Raw genomic sequence first — 14654 nt, 5'->3', positions numbered from 1 at the left:
AAGTACGGAAGACGTATGTGCCGGGCATCTCGGCGCAAGACGCCGTTCCCGGAGGAGGGCGCCATGAAAGCGGTTCGAAGTTTGTTGTTGATGTTTGTCGTCGTCACATTGGGCGGATGTTGGTGGGGGCCCGGCCCCGGATACGATCACGGGGGAGGTGGATATGGCCACGGCGGCTACGATCGCGAGGGCGGCCCGGGGCGAGACAGATAAGGGGATATGGCATCCACGCGAGTGAGCATGGATGCCCGACGTCGGGCGAGAGCGGGGCGCTCCCCTGTGTGCGCCGTTGGGAGAATACAGTCAAGTCGGATCACTCGCCCAACCGGGTGTCCGATGCAGGGGAGACAACATGCGAAACCTACTCGTTGCAGCCACCGTGCTGCTTTGCCCGGTGATATCCGTTCACGCACAGGTCGGTGTCAGCATCGTGTCCCCAGGCGTCAGCATCGGCATTGATCTGCCCGCGTATCCCACGATGATTCAAGTCCCCGACTATCCAGTCTATTACGCGCCTCAAGTCGATTCGAACTACTTCTTCTACGATGGGCAGTACTGGGTGTACCAAGGTGACAACTGGTACACAAGCGGGTGGTACAACGGGCCGTGGCAGGTGGTGTTACCCGCAGCCGTCCCCTTGTTCATTCTGCGCATTCCGGTGCGCTACTACCGGCGCCCCCCTCGCGACTTCCGCGGTTGGGCGACGGATGCGCCGCCGCGATGGGGGCAGCATTGGGGGCCGCAGTGGGAGACGCAGCGCCGCGGATGGGATCAATGGAATCATCGCGATGTGCCGCGTCCGGCGCCTTTGCCGACGTACCAGCAACAGTATTCCGGCGCCCACTATCCGCACTCCGTCGCGCAACAGGACACGCTGCGCACGCAAAACGGCGACGATCGTTCGCGAACAGGACAGCATTCCGGACTGGCTAACACCCGTGGTGAACGTCAGTCGGGAGCCAACGGACACCCGTCAATGCAAACGGATCAGGCGCCGCAAGGGCGTCAGCGCGCACAGCAACCTCAGCCGCAGACACAACCTTGGGGCACCATGCAAGCGCCCCGTTCCGAGCCCGCGCAATCGTCGCACGGACAGCGAACGCAATCCGCTCCGGAGCAAAGAGGACAAGGGCCTCGTGATGGGCAGCAAGGCGGAGCAGACGAGGGACGCGACGCCGGACATGGCGAATCGCGCCGTTGACTCGGCCCACGGCAGACAAATACACCGGGATATTCTCCGCCTACAGCGGGTCAGCGCGAACGAACTACCTTTGCGGTACTCCTCGGGTGAGAAGCTCGTTGACGCTCTCGCTGGCGGAGAGACGCTGTCAAATGGCCTGAATATCGGGCAGTAATCGATCAAACTCCCGTTTGACCACGCCATAGCATTCACAAACGCGCTTTTCGAGCCCGGTCCGATCCAGCACTTCGATATGCCCATGGCTGTAGCGGATGAGTCCGGCGGTTTGGAGCTTTAGCGCGGCTTCCGTGACGCCGGATCTACGGACACCCAGCATGTTAGCGATCAACTCCTGTGTCATCCGCAGCTCGTTCGACGGCAGGCGATCGAGACTCAGTAACAACCACCGGCATAGTTGCTGGTCGATCGAGTGGTGACGGTTACAGACTGCCGTTTGCGCCATTTGCGTAATCAATGCCTGGGTGTAGCGCAATAGCAACCGCTGCATAGGGCCGGCGCGCTTGAACTCTTCTTTGAGCAACCGGGCGTTCAACCGATAAGCGTACCCGGCGCTTTGCACGATCGCTCGGCTCGGCGTGGTCTCACCGCCCATGAACAGGGCAATGCCAATAACGCCTTCCTTACCCACAATAGCAATCTCGGCAGACGAGCCGTCTTCCATCACATAAAGCAATGAGACGATTGCCGTGGTAGGGAAATACACGTGATCCAGCCGGTCTCCCGACTCGTAGATGACCTTGCCAAGCGGCATTTCGATCAACGTCAACTCTGGGGCGATTCGCGCCCACTCGCCGTCCGGCAACACGGACAGCAGATCGTTGGCGCTTTTGTTCGGTTGCGCAAGCATGCCTTTTCCCCTTCATGCCCTGCGATCGGACACGTGCGCGTCAGAATCGCTGCGCAATAAGTGCATTGAGTGAATCGATGGCGCCACCATGATTGAACGAGACGCCGCGTGGCAGGGCTCCCCGGCGGTTGCTCTGAGCCATTGCCGTGCAACAGCTCACGTTCGAATTTTTTTCCGCCGCAATGAAAATGTCAATCATCCACTGTCTTGGAGCCGTCGCCAATTCGTTCACATGCGATTGGAAAAATCCAAGGTGCGTAGCCATCGGGACGATCGTCCGCCTTCCTCTTCCCAAACAAGAACTGCAGCCTGATACAGATCACGCTCCTGCTTGATGAGAGAAATCCGCGTCTCGCGGATTGCTAGATGCAGCGCGATCATACGCTTGCTTAATCGCTTGTGGCCTCTCACGATCACTTGTCCTCGCCCTCAACTTCGGCGCATTAGTTCGAGTGAACTCATATTCTGAGTTTTCGTCGCAATCTTAACGATAGTGTCAATGCCCACTATGGTCAGTACGTAAGCGTACGAACACTGACCTGATCGGGCGTTTCCTGCGTCTGCCATCGAGCAGATACAGACGTCGGTGCTCGGCAACCCTTTCGTTGAACGGCATTGCCATCACGTCGCGCGTCCGCATGCAAGCATCTCACCGCCCCCACGTGGCGAACATGGTGAGGACTGCGCAAGCCATGGTGCCGGTAGCTAGCCAGCCCAGCGCCTTCAGCCGCAGACTGATCGCAAATTTACCCATCACGTCGCGCCTTCCCGCCATCAACATCAGGATGATCATGATCGGGACAGCAATGACGCCATTGACCACGGCACTCCAGAAGAGCGCCTTGATCGGGTCGATGGCGGTGAAATTCAACGCTACACCTAGCAGAGTGGCGAGCGTCAATATCATGTAGAACCCGCGCGCCTGCAGGACTTCACGTCCCAGACCGATGCGCCATTGGAAAGCCTCGGCGACTGCATAGGCCGATGAGCCCGCCAACACCGGCACCGCTAACAGCCCGCACCCGATAATGCCCGCCGAGAACAGCAGGAATGCGAACTCTCCGGCGAGCGGCCGTAGCGCAGCGGCTGCCTGAGCCGAAGTCTGGATGTCTCTCACTCCGTGCTGATATAGCGTGACAGCCGCCGTCAATATGATGAAGAAGGCGATCACATTCGAGAAAGCCATGCCGATGTAGGTGTCGAGTCTGATGCGCCGCAAGTTTCGCCAGGCCTGCGAAGGGGCGCTAGTCAGCGGCTCCTGCCCCTGAGTGGCGCGTTGCACTTCCACTTCCTGAGACGCTTGCCAGAAGAACATATAGGGACTGATAGTCGTTCCGAACACCGCGACAACCGCGACGATGTAGCTGACGTTGAACGACAGATCGGGGATGACGGTCCGATACAGCACGGATCCCCACGAAATCTTGACACTGAAGACCGTGGCCACATAGGCGAGCAGGGCAAGCGTAAGTGCCTTGAGAATCGGGGCGTAACGTGGGAACGGGATGAAGACCTGCAACGTGAGCGACACCACGCCGAAAGCAACCGCGTACCAGACAGCCGGACCGCCGATCAGGAGTTTCAATGCCGCGCCCATTGCACCGACATCCGCCGCGATGTTGATCGTGTTGGCGACAAGCAAGAGCCCCACTAGGACATACAGTATCCAGGAAGGGTAGTGCTTGCGAATGTTCGCCGCGATGCCGTCCCCGGTGACGCGCCCGATTTGCGCGCTCACGACCTGAATCCCGATCATGAGCGGATATGTCGCCAACGCCGTCCACAGCAAACCGTAGCCGAATGCGGCGCCCACCTGAGAGTAGGTGGCAATGCCGCTCGGGTCATCGTCCGCGGCGCCGGCGATGAGACCCGGCCCCAGCGTCTCCCAGAGCGATTGATTCTTGTGGAGGGCAGTGCGATTGAGCGACACGATATCCGCCGTGAGAAAGACTGACCGGTTGTCTCGGTCACCATAGACGGATCTGGCGGTCTCGTCGGTACGCTATCGGACGTGGCGCAAGCTGACACTGCACCGCTGCGGCGGTTTTCTTGTGAGCGGCAAGCGTTATTTTCCGATCACATTGCCAACGACGCCACCGACGACGGCGCCCCCGACTGTGCCCACCGCACTCCCGCCAGTCAGCACTGCGCCAGCCACGCCCCCCACACCTGCGCCTACGGCGGTATCTGTGCCGCGCCGCGACATTCCCGCGCAGCCGCTCAAACTGGACGCAATCACAAGCACGGAGAATCCGAAAGACAGCATACATTTGACGTTTTTCATTTAACTAGCCTCCCGGCGCCATCGTCTGGATGACGAATACGGCCGATCTCTTTCGTCGCCCCCTCAAGGAGTCCGGACTGAGAAATGGTGAACTGTCATAGTGTCGACGGCGGCCTGGGGCGAGTCATCAGCACAGTGCTTTCGTGCATGGGTGGAACAGATAGGTCATCCCGCTGCCCGCAGGCACGTCTGCGAAGTTCTGTGCGCCATGGCGATCGTCGTGCCGTAGCACCGCCGGTTTGGTGTGCACACCAAACCGGCATGGTTAAGAGCTTCACAATGCGTCATTTTGGAGCGGCCCCACGTATCTGAGGACACGAGGACTCTCTTAAAATAAGGGATAGTCTTGTGCCTATCAGTAAGCCTAGTCATTACGTGGAAAGCATCGAAATTCTGACCGAGCCGGAGCGCCGTCGCCGGCGCACGGCGCAAGAAAAAATCGCCATCGTGCAGGAAACATTGGAGCCGGGAGCGTCGGTGTCGGCCGTTGCACGTCGGCACGGCGTCAATGCCAACCAGGTGTTCGGCTGGCGCAAGCAATACCAGGAAGGCAGTCTGGCGGCGGTGAAGGCAGGCGAAACCGTTGTGCCGGCATCTGAGCTGGCCGCCGCCATCAAGGAAATCAAGGAACTGCAACGGCTACTCGGGAAGAAGACGCTGGAGGTCGAAATCCTGAAAGAAGCCGTGGAATGGGGCCGTTCAAAAAACCTGATTGCGCGCTCGCCCTTGCTGCCGGGGGACGACCGATGAAGACGGTCTGCGAAGTTCTCGGCGTGGCGCGCTCTGCCGTGGCGGTGAAGCGAACTCGCTCGTCTGACTGGCGCGATGGTCGCCGTGCCCGCATGACCAATGATGCCGGGCTGGTCGAGGAGATTCAGGCCCATGTGGCGCATCTGCCGACCTACGGCTACCGGCGTGTCTGGGCGCTGCTGCGCCGCAGTCGGGAGCAGACCGGTGCGCCGTGCATCAACGCCAAGCGCGTGTATCGGGTCATGCGGGAGCATCAGTTGCTGCTGCGCCGCCCTGGCGTGCGGCGAGACAAGCGGCGACATGACGGTCGCGTTGCCGTGGACCGCAGCAACACCCGCTGGTGCTCCGATGGCTTCGAGTTCCGGTGCGACGATGGTACGCCGCTGCGCGTGACGTTTGCGCTGGACTGCTGCGACCGCGAGGCGATTAGCTGGGCAGCGACGACCAGCGGGCATAGCGGTGATGTGGTGCGCGACGTGATGCTGGCCGCCGTCGAACAGCGCTTCGGCACCACGCAGGCCGCGCAGCCCATTGAATGGCTGACGGACAACGGCTCGGCCTACATCGACCACCGCACGCGCAGCTTCGCTCGCGAACTGGGTCTTGAGCCGCTGACCACGCCGGTTCGTTCGCCGCAGAGCAATGGCATGGCCGAATCGTTCGTGAAGACCATGAAGCACAATTACGTCGCCTATATGGACAAGTCTGACGCACCAACAGCGCTCTCGCGTCTGGCTATCGCGTTTGAACACTACAATGAGCGCCATCCGCACAAAGCCCTGAAATACCGCTCGCCTCGCGAGTTCAGGCGTAATGCGGTGTCATCAACCTAACGGTGTCCGCGTGTCCTGAGTTACAGGGGCAACTCCACATTTAACGAGGGCAATCGGTCCGGTAGCCGACGCGTGAGGACGAAATACCGTGCTTCGATGGTCACTGACTCCCGACAGTCGTTGCGATGTTCATGAGAAGCCGTTCGGTACCGGCGTGAGACCAAAGCAAAACCCGTCGTGTCACATAAGACACAACCCCATGAATTGAATGAGATTTTCATTTTTAGATCGATTCATGGGGTGTTCCTATGCACGTCACATCACCTCATTTCCATGGCTGGCGACCCGTCTTCTAGAACTGCGCGCGACGGGCACTGTCGGAGACGTTATCGACCACCTCCATAACGAACGCAAACCCCGACTTCCCGACGTGATCGAAAAGCGTGAGCGTGACTTGCGTGATTTTTATCGAACAGCGGGGGAGGACATGCCGGAAATCGCTGCGCCGTTTATCGCCTTTGGTCGGTAATATAGTTGGCACGTGAGCGCACCGCACCCGCCTGATGATCGAACTGATTTCAACCGCATCTATCACAAATGATTCGGAACAAGTCTGGATCGTTTGGCGGCACGCCAACCATGATGCATCGGCCAATTTACCGTCGAACGGAGAACAAGATGCTCCTCCCCGATACCTCCTATCGAGGCCCTCGCAGCACCTGGAAGACGCGTTATTTCATCGATACAGAATTCACTGATTTCAGGCTTGAGGCCCGAGAACTGATCAGCATAGCGATCGTCAGTGAAGACGGGCGGGAGTTCTATGGGGAACGTTCGGATTTTGACCGATCGCTATGCACTGCTTTTGTGAGCGACGTGGTGCTCCCGCAGCTTGGCAGAGTCCCGTGCCGCTCCATGCCATTGACAAAATTGCGCGAGGAACTTCTCGCTTGGTTGCGTGCGATTCCGATCAAACCGAAACCAGTGCTCAGCTACGATTCCGATTGTGACTACCAGTTGATCTTCCAACTGTTGGGAGAACCGCTGCCAAGCGGGTGGAAGCATGAAAACGTGTTTCTAAAAATCAATCCGATACGGTTTGCCGAGTACATCGCTGCGAACGGCGGTGAGCATCATGCACTACAGGACGCTCGCGCGAACGCCTTCGCGTTCATCTGAAACGAAAAAGGAGCGGAGCCACTGAGTGCACGGCAGGCGGGGCGTATGTTTGCGCTTTCGTGAAAGCGCAATCCGACCCTGCGTGGCATCACGTGTCCTCGGCACCCGGTCGACTGCTGACCGGCAACGCCTACGTGTCATTCGCAGTTCAACTTGAGACTGCAAATTTCTGTTTTTTCAATGGGTTACGAAAAATCTCGCAACCCTCCGTGGGCCGACTTTCGCCGGTCAAATCGAGAGGTTTCCGCGTTTTCGCGATCCAGAATGAGATTCATCCGGTGTCCGATACCAGGCGTTCGCCTCGGCTCGCAGCCACGCCAGGCGGGCTTCCAGCCGTATTGCAAGCCGCCCGCAGCTCGCGACGACACGATAAGAACGGGGCGATCCTCTCAGGTTGAAGTGCGAGACTCTCAAGTTGTGTTGCGAACGACACTACGCTTGCCTCGGATAGGCGATCAATACCGTGGAACTTGCTGGGCTCATGTAAGTGCATTGATGATTAGTGCCGCAAGCATAGACCTCGATTCTCCAAAACAAAAACACATACATGCACGGTGCCTCCCTCAAACCCTGATGACGCTGATTCGAGGGTTCTAAAATCCACATCTAGTGAAAACGTCGGTAGTGCTTTGAACACTTCGGCTCTCTCATAAAAACCGCTTGCCTTTTGACACTTACCGACCTATCGATTAAGAGTAGGGCGCACCGTAAGCTGCCAGGAGATTCGACGACGAGATATTGAAATGGAAAACGGGCCATGTCGCGCGAACGACATAGTCCGTCAAAACTTCAACCAGACCTTAAGCCCATGGGTCCTTCGCTTTGACAATAGGTCGTTGCTTCGACCTTGTCAAGGCGGAGGTGGCTTGCGCGCTGTCGCGGAGAGAGGTTCCCATTTTGTGGAGCTCGCATTCGACTCTACTGGCTTGCGTCTGCTCCTCAACATCGACGAGGGAACGTCGCCATGCCAACAGAAAAATCAAAAGTCACCTCAAGTCGCATCGGCACTCAGATGAGAGGGGCTCTTGCCGCCGCATACAAATCGCGCGGACGAGCAATCGCGAATCTCTACTACGTCTACAGCCCCAAGACCGACCAAGACTGGGTACTAAGCGGTCTGCACCAGTTCACATACTTCGTCTTGATTGAGTCAAATCCGCAAATTGTCCACGCAAATTACGCGCCAGCAACCCACGAACTCTATTGCGGCGGACGAGTGGAGCAACTCACGTGGACGGCTGAAGTTGAATATCGAGACGGCCATCGCGAGTGGCAATTGATCGTCGCAGAGCGTGATGCGGAAGAACATCCAATCGATAGCCAGCAAGCGCGCGTCGTAGCTGCAACTGCTGGCGGTGCGATGCACCGCTCTGTCACCGGAGCAGACCTTTATCGAAATCGAATTCAGATCCACAACTGGATCCAGATCATCCATCGCCTCTCCCTTTATCGCGGGTACGCACTTCGGGATGAACATATTGAAGTCTGCACGCTACTCGACAGCAAACGTCAAATTCTGCTTCGCGACGTTATACGGCTTGCAAGAGGAGGGGAGAGCGATGCGTACATTGGTGCTGCGCTACGCGTAGCTGCTCGTGGAGGATGCTCAAACGATTTCGATTCCAACCCACTAAGTCAAGATAGCGTGCTCGCCGCAATCGGGAAATCCGTATGAGCCGCTTCTACACTTTTCGCACCGTCCCGCCTGAGCTGCGCGATGCGAGCCAGTGGCGGAACGTTGACGTCAATCAGCTCGACGACCAGACGCGCCGACGATTTGAACGACTTCGCGTCGGCCTAACCCATTACCTCGAAACGGGCCACGTCTCGGAAGCTGCACGCCTAGCCAGCGTATCTCGCAACACGATCTGCCGGCAGTTTAACCGTTGCGTGGCGACCGCCGCAGATGGACAACCTTTCGGCTGGGCCGGCATATTGCCACACATGCGGACCCAAGCATACCGTCGGCGTGCACCTGTGAATGGGGATGTACGCGGGTTCAGCGGTGCTTTCCAAAATTTGTTGGACGCCTTTCCGGGGATTCGAACAGCGCTAGATGATTTGATCCTTGGAAGCAGGGCAAAGGGAAGTGCCGTGGAGGCCAATGCAGCAAGCAAGACAGTTTGGCGGCGATTCCAGGCGCTATGCAAAGAAGCCGGCATGTGTGCAAGTGATTACCCGTTCAACACGGCCGACCAGGGGCGCCGGTCCATTGCTCGATACGTAGCATTCGTGCTAAACGATAACGCCTCCGAGGCCGCCGCAAACCGGTTCGGCCGAAATGCAGCTTATAGACTCAGGTTCGGGACAGAAAGATCGTCCGTGTCGTTTGCCACGACTCCTTATGTGGTCGGCCAATGCGACGCGCACCTCACTAACTGCATTGGCAGTATGGTCTTAGATGGTCCGATCGGCCCACAAGCGGTAGCCATCCAACGACTCTGGTTCATTGCCTACCTTGACGCCGCTTCGCGGTGCATTCTTGGCTATTCGATTGGCTTCGGCACCCAGGTTTCCGCCCTGAAAATCCAGGAGGCTTTCATTGAGGCAAATCGCCCGTGGACGCCTATGACGTCGTTGGTACCAGGCGTAACCTATGACGAGGGAGCTGGCTTCCCGTCGGGCTTGATACCGGAACTGCGTGGGTGCTCTCACTGCATCATCAATCTCGATAATGCTGTCCAACATTACGCGCGCGCAATCAAAACGCATCTTCGACGTCGACACGGATGTCATTTGTCATACAGCGCATTGGCGGATTGGGGACATAACGACTTGGTTGAGCGGTGGTTTAAGACACTTGAGGGTTATGGATTCCATCGAATTCCATCAACCACCGGGGGATCGAGCATCGATGCGCGTCGTAAATCGCCTGTCGAGCAGGCTATACGGCAGCACATCACGTATAAGCAGTTAATCTATCTGGCCGACGTGATTTGCGCAAACTATAACGCGCACCCTCACCGCGCGCTGGGTGGCAGGTCCCCACTAGATCTGCTTCGCGAGTTCGCGGTGGGCGCATCGATTCCACCGCCTAAACTTCCGCCGCCGAACATAGCGAACCCTGAACTGGGGGTAGAGGTCGTCACATGCACGGTAAGGGGTTGTTTGAAGGACGGTCGCCGTCCGTACGTTCAATATCTGGATGCGAGATACACGAGCGCAGCACTATGTGGGGAATGGAGCCTGATCGGCAATAAAATCCAGCTACATATTCAGACCGACGCACGATACGCAGAGGCTTATTTGCCAAACGGCTGTTCGATCGGCCAAGTAAAAATCACAGAGGATTCCAAATGGGGAAAGCACTCCCACCCGCTCGAAACACGCCGCAAAATTCGACAAAACTACGACCTGAATGAAGCTGTTCGACACGCCCCTGACGCCATCGGAACTGCCGCGCAAACGCTGGCTAACCAAGCCTATGAGCAAGCTCGTAAGAAGAGGAACCGCGTTTCTCGCCACGCCACTCAGTTGGCGAAACTCATGCACGAAACCCAAGTAGCGCAGCCGACTGCCGAAGCCCCACAAAAAATGGCGAAAAAGCTCGAGGAGCCAGACCTTCACCCCCTGACTCACACGCTTCGCCCGGTCACGTGGAAGGCGTAAGTTGGAGCCCCTCATGAGGATCACCACATCCAACATTGCTGAAAGCGCGACTCCTTCCGAGATTCGGCAATTGCGTGATGACACGTTGTATGACCATCCGCTGACCAAAGACGTCGTTGTTGTTCCGACCAACGCCATTCAAGAGGCATTTTCGGTAGTACAAGATGCGCTGCTGCGTTACGAGTCAGGCGTGTGCTTTCTTGGAGAGTCCCGCTTCGGAAAAACATCCGCAATTCGCGCTATCAATGCCGCGATTAATCAGAATTTTGAGTCAGTTCCACGCATCTTGTTCAATGCAAAAGAGCACGATCATGCGACCGAACGGGCGCTTTACACGGACATGTTGGTGGATCTGAATTACAGGGAGGCCGATCGAGGCACAGCGGTTGCGCGCCGCATCCGTTTATTCACATTGCTCTTGGACGCGGCTCAGTGCAAACGGAGCGATCGCATCTTGATGCTGATCGACGAAGCCCAGAATTTGCGGCGCGACGACTTTACGCATCTCCGTGACCTCTCCAACGATTTGGCGAGACATGGCGTCAAGTTAGTCACGGTACTCTTCGCCCATCCGATGCTAAACCAGTTGAGAAACGAACTGGTGGGCGAAGGGCGTACGGACCTGATTGGTCGCTTCTTGCTCAAACCGTACGCATTTCATGGGATCCGTTCGTCAGCCGACTTGGCCGACACACTGAATTGTTACGACGACCCTAATACGTTCAGTTACCCACCGAGTTCCAGAATCTGCATATCTTCATTCTTTCTACCTGAAGCATTTGCAGGGGGCTGGCGATTGAAAGGAGAGGCCAAAGTCTGCTGGGACGAGTTCGTCAAGGTTCGGGGGCATAGAGTTGACGACGATGGTGATATTGGCATGAATTGGATTGGCCGAGCAATCTCCGACTTTCTGTCATCGAACATCGAGGGAGACTCCCCCCATTTCTCGTCGGACCGGAGTTCGTGGGCGATGTCAATCGCGCGGAGTAAGTACGCCGCCACCATGTCGAACTATGGAGTCGCGCGATGACGACTGAGTCAGTTTTCGGCGCGCCCTCACAATTGCCGCTCGTTGGGGGGCTAATTTGGACAAACGACTGGAGCGTGCGAGGAGAGAGTGCGTATTCATTCCTCGCAAAACTCGGCGTCAAGAACTACCTTACAGCGAGAGATCTGTGCAGGGCCGTTTTTGGCCTCCCACTTGCTTCCGGCAACTACAGCCACCGCCACCCTCGCGAACTCCTGCACGGACGCTGGATGCAGAACTGCCCAGGATCGGGCCCACTGTCCACACACGCTCTCACTGGCGTCATCTCCCAAAGAAACTCCGTTTTAAGCGGCGCCATCGCTAATTCCGACCATCTTCGCTATTGCGCCGCTTGCCTTGCCAGCGGTTTCCATCATCCGACTCATCAGATAGAGGCGTTGCAACGGTGCCCCTTTCACCACTTTGTCCTGCAAGAGGCCTGCGCAAAATGCGGCGCTAAGACGCCGCGTTACGCACTCACTCCCGCACTACTGGATACACCGTTCCAATGCCCGACCTGTGGTGCGTGGTATGCCGGCCATTTCCGCTTTTTGACAGAAACCGCGGACGAGATTAGACGGGAAGGGCCTGATCGGGGAGATCAAATCCTCCAATGGATCTCTAACGTCGAACGCATTGCTCCGAATTGGCCCAACCTTAACGGGTGGGTTTGTTCTAGTGAAGATGTCGAGAGGTATCGGCGCATTGCTGTAATCCAAACGCTCAGAAGCGTCGAACCGCTATTATTGCCAGACGATGCGACGGTCAATCTCAGACGCCACTGGGTCGTTGAGGGTAAGCTGGCTCAAACTACAGGCGCACAATGCAGCCCGCCCGAGCTGGCGCGGAGAGACCGACGACGCGCTGTCCTCTATAAGGCGTTCAGGCGATGGCTATGGGGGGCTCTCGGACTTAATCGCTTTCGATTCAATCGCGGTCACCTAGATCGCCTGATGACCACAGAACCTCCCCTGGGCGTCGGCGAGGAATTTGCAACGACTAGTGAAGTCAAGGCCTTCGCCGTGTGGCGAACTCGCTTCGAGAATCTTAGAGACATAATTCCTGGCGAGCGTGCACCCAAAACCGAACTTCGTCTTGAAGTGTCCCGTTGGCCTGTCGAAGCCGAGGTCACGGATGCCACGTGGCTCATGTTTTGCGCACTTTGCTTTCTGGCAGATCTAGATTCGGTGAATACATGGACCATGGGTATTCTCCGCATGGAGCCCAAGGGCCCAGAGAACCCCCACTGGATAGCGTTGCTGAACGAAATTCGTCCCCAAATTGTCCCGAAACTATTCCCGCTGCCCCCTCATCTTACTTACGCATTTACCCGTCCCGAGCACGCACATCGAGGAAGACTTTGGATTTCAATATGTTCTGACTCGTTTGCATGTCCAGACCCTGACTTCTGCACGAAGTTCATCTCATCGACATCGATGGCAGTCACGCGACTCGCTGCCTCTCAGCTAGCCGCGCTCGACGAAGCAGATCAAACTCAAGGGGCTATTTGCATGACTCCGACGGGGTCAGCCATATCAATTGCCGAGCCTGCGCGATTATACGAGTTGAATCCAAGCGCGACGCTTGATGGCAGTTCCGGAACCTACAGAATGCCGATGGCACCGCTAATAGCTGTGAATAATGATTTGCAGGCAATTCGAGTATGGTTGAGGTCATACGACGCCAATCCACAAACACAGAGGGCATTTACGAATGCCATCGAGAAACTCGTCAATTGGGCATACGTCGCTCGAGGTAAACCTGTTAGCTCGCTGGACAAGACAGATTTCTTTGCCTTTGAAGCATTTCTGTCGAATCCACAACCTACCGCCCTGTGGATAAGGCATCCAAACCAGCACGCATGGAGGCCGTTTCGGCAGCCGCAATCTCCGCAGAGCATCCGTTTCGTAATGGACGTCGTTCGCACGCTATTCGTTTGGCTTCATCGAGTGCAATATGCATCGGTGAGCCGCGAGTTGCAGACGTTTATGACAGAGCGCCCTAGAGCTTCGAGCGCTCAGACAGCAAGCGAATTCGAGCGGGGCCATGATTCGGAGACAATGAAACCTGATGAAATCGAGTATCTTTGGCGTGCAGTAGAGCGAAACCCAGAACAATGTCCAATGGAGCACGCGCTCATTGCGAAATTATCCTTTTACGGAATGCTTTCGATACCAGAGATCCAACAACTTCGCTGCTCTGACGTAGGTATTCATAAAGGGGCCATACTGCTGTTTGTCCGCAGGCGCCGCCCAGGTAGGCAGAGCGTTTACGCAGTACCGCCACTCGCCGCTGCGCTTTTGGAGTGGCTTAGGTACAGCAACATGCGCCCCGCGAAAATCGAGAAATTTGACCTTTTCTCTCAGAAGCCCGGCGCCGCGCTTTTGGGGCTTAGCCAAGCCACGGTACGTGTAAAGTTGCGACACGCCCTAAACGTCGCAGCGCGGGTCGCAGAATCGGAGGGCGACGCGCAGTCGGCAAAGCGTCTGCCAAAAATCGGTACACGGTCACTGAAGAGGACATTCGCCGCCCAACTGACAGCGGTGGGCGCGGACAAATGGGGACTGTTTGGAGACGTTACCGACATCTCAAATTCGCTGTTGAAACGTGTCCCTGAACGAGGATTTCTTTCCGAAGCAATGGTGGCAGACCGGCTTGCAAGTCTGTCGCATTTATGGCCAGAAGAGCAAACATACTCTTTGGATGACTTACTCACTGAATTCACAGAGAGACGTACTTCGGCAAACGCGCCGTCAGCCGTTTAGTAGAACCGTATCGGAATCTAAGGCTGTCCATCACGGGGCGCGGAGGCGCACCCAGTCAATCAGACGGCAAATCTATACATTAATCGCAACACTCGTTGCCGCTCCTCGAAACTCCGATCTTTGCGGCCGCTATCGGCCAGAAGCCGTCAGTGAACAACCCGCACAGCCAACAGTGGAGCCGCTGCTTCGCACCGAAAGCTGTCAAAATGCCAGCTCATG

The 14654-nt window shown here is 56.9% G+C and carries 11 protein-coding genes; 7 read left to right on the top strand and 4 right to left on the bottom strand.

All coding sequences use genetic code 11. The features are described 5' to 3' along the window. Positions 1 to 352: 352 nt before the first annotated feature. Positions 353 to 1201 (top strand): hypothetical protein, encoded by an 849-nt coding sequence (locus NTU39_RS13330; protein ID WP_257960002.1) that lies wholly within the window; start codon positions 353 to 355, stop codon positions 1199 to 1201. A 127-nt stretch (positions 1202 to 1328) separates the two neighbouring features. Here NTU39_RS13330 and NTU39_RS13325 read toward each other — a convergent pair whose 3' ends face one another. The 4 genes from NTU39_RS13325 to NTU39_RS26995 form a co-directional block, all read right to left on the bottom strand. Next, positions 1329 to 2048: a Crp/Fnr family transcriptional regulator gene (locus NTU39_RS13325; protein WP_107338464.1), complete on the bottom strand. Its 720-nt coding sequence runs from the start codon at positions 2046 to 2048 to the stop codon at positions 1329 to 1331. 40 nt (positions 2049 to 2088) lie between these two features. Then, the gene (locus NTU39_RS13320; protein ID WP_124988586.1) at positions 2089 to 2313 is read right to left on the bottom strand and encodes a hypothetical protein; all 225 of its coding nucleotides are present in this window, start codon (positions 2311 to 2313) and stop codon (positions 2089 to 2091) included. 384 nt (positions 2314 to 2697) lie between these two features. Beyond that, positions 2698 to 3978: an Nramp family divalent metal transporter gene (locus NTU39_RS13315; protein ID WP_217426305.1), complete on the bottom strand. Its 1281-nt coding sequence runs from the start codon at positions 3976 to 3978 to the stop codon at positions 2698 to 2700. Positions 3979 to 4113: 135 nt separating this feature from the next. After that, on the bottom strand, positions 4114 to 4254 hold the full coding sequence (locus tag NTU39_RS26995; protein WP_224785787.1) for a glycine zipper 2TM domain-containing protein: 141 nt from the start codon (positions 4252 to 4254) through the stop codon (positions 4114 to 4116). Between the two features lie 462 nt (positions 4255 to 4716). On the opposite strand from NTU39_RS26995, the gene NTU39_RS13310 reads away from it, so the two are divergent. The 6 genes from NTU39_RS13310 to NTU39_RS13285 all read left to right on the top strand — a co-directional run bounded on the left by NTU39_RS13310 (position 4717) and on the right by NTU39_RS13285 (position 14435). Beyond that, a protein-coding gene (locus NTU39_RS13310; RefSeq protein ID WP_181762485.1) for an IS3 family transposase occupies positions 4717 to 5915 on the top strand; the annotation gives its coding sequence in 2 pieces (ribosomal slippage) (positions 4717 to 5032 and positions 5032 to 5915; 1200 coding nt in all). A 618-nt stretch (positions 5916 to 6533) separates the two neighbouring features. After that, positions 6534 to 7034: a 3'-5' exonuclease family protein gene (locus NTU39_RS13305; protein WP_257960001.1), complete on the top strand. Its 501-nt coding sequence runs from the start codon at positions 6534 to 6536 to the stop codon at positions 7032 to 7034. A gap of 964 nt (positions 7035 to 7998) precedes the next feature. Next, positions 7999 to 8709: a hypothetical protein gene (locus NTU39_RS13300; protein ID WP_124988738.1), complete on the top strand. Its 711-nt coding sequence runs from the start codon at positions 7999 to 8001 to the stop codon at positions 8707 to 8709. Beyond that, positions 8706 to 10643: a hypothetical protein gene (locus NTU39_RS13295; protein WP_257960000.1), complete on the top strand. Its 1938-nt coding sequence runs from the start codon at positions 8706 to 8708 to the stop codon at positions 10641 to 10643. The genes NTU39_RS13300 and NTU39_RS13295 overlap by 4 nt, the downstream gene beginning before the upstream one ends. 13 nt (positions 10644 to 10656) lie before the next feature. Then, entirely contained in the window at positions 10657 to 11673 is a 1017-nt protein-coding gene (locus tag NTU39_RS13290; protein ID WP_124988736.1) for an ATP-binding protein, read from the top strand. Positions 11674 to 12623: 950 nt separating this feature from the next. Further along, a complete protein-coding gene (locus tag NTU39_RS13285; RefSeq protein WP_150669384.1) occupies positions 12624 to 14435 on the top strand; it encodes a site-specific integrase in 1812 nt (603 codons plus the stop codon). The last annotated feature ends 219 nt before the right edge of the window (positions 14436 to 14654 follow it).

Source organism: Pandoraea commovens (assembly GCF_024704525.1).
GTDB classification, from domain to species: Bacteria; Pseudomonadota; Gammaproteobacteria; order Burkholderiales; family Burkholderiaceae; genus Pandoraea; species Pandoraea commovens.
This window is presented reverse-complemented; position numbering and strand designations above follow the sequence as displayed.

Bases quoted from the DNA above. Each gene is read 5' to 3' on its own strand.
- NTU39_RS13330 (WP_257960002.1), top strand. From the start codon at position 353: ATGCGAAACCTACTCGTTGCAGCCACCGTGCTGCTTTGCCCGGTGATA.
- NTU39_RS13325 (WP_107338464.1), bottom strand. From the start codon at position 2,048: ATGCTTGCGCAACCGAACAAAAGCGCCAACGATCTGCTGTCCGTGTTG.
- NTU39_RS13320 (WP_124988586.1), bottom strand. From the start codon at position 2,313: ATGGCTACGCACCTTGGATTTTTCCAATCGCATGTGAACGAATTGGCG.
- NTU39_RS26995 (WP_224785787.1), bottom strand. From the start codon at position 4,254: ATGTCGCGGCGCGGCACAGATACCGCCGTAGGCGCAGGTGTGGGGGGC.
- NTU39_RS13305 (WP_257960001.1), top strand. From the start codon at position 6,534: ATGCTCCTCCCCGATACCTCCTATCGAGGCCCTCGCAGCACCTGGAAG.
- NTU39_RS13300 (WP_124988738.1), top strand. From the start codon at position 7,999: ATGCCAACAGAAAAATCAAAAGTCACCTCAAGTCGCATCGGCACTCAG.
- NTU39_RS13295 (WP_257960000.1), top strand. From the start codon at position 8,706: ATGAGCCGCTTCTACACTTTTCGCACCGTCCCGCCTGAGCTGCGCGAT.
- NTU39_RS13290 (WP_124988736.1), top strand. From the start codon at position 10,657: ATGAGGATCACCACATCCAACATTGCTGAAAGCGCGACTCCTTCCGAG.
- NTU39_RS13285 (WP_150669384.1), top strand. From the start codon at position 12,624: ATGACCACAGAACCTCCCCTGGGCGTCGGCGAGGAATTTGCAACGACT.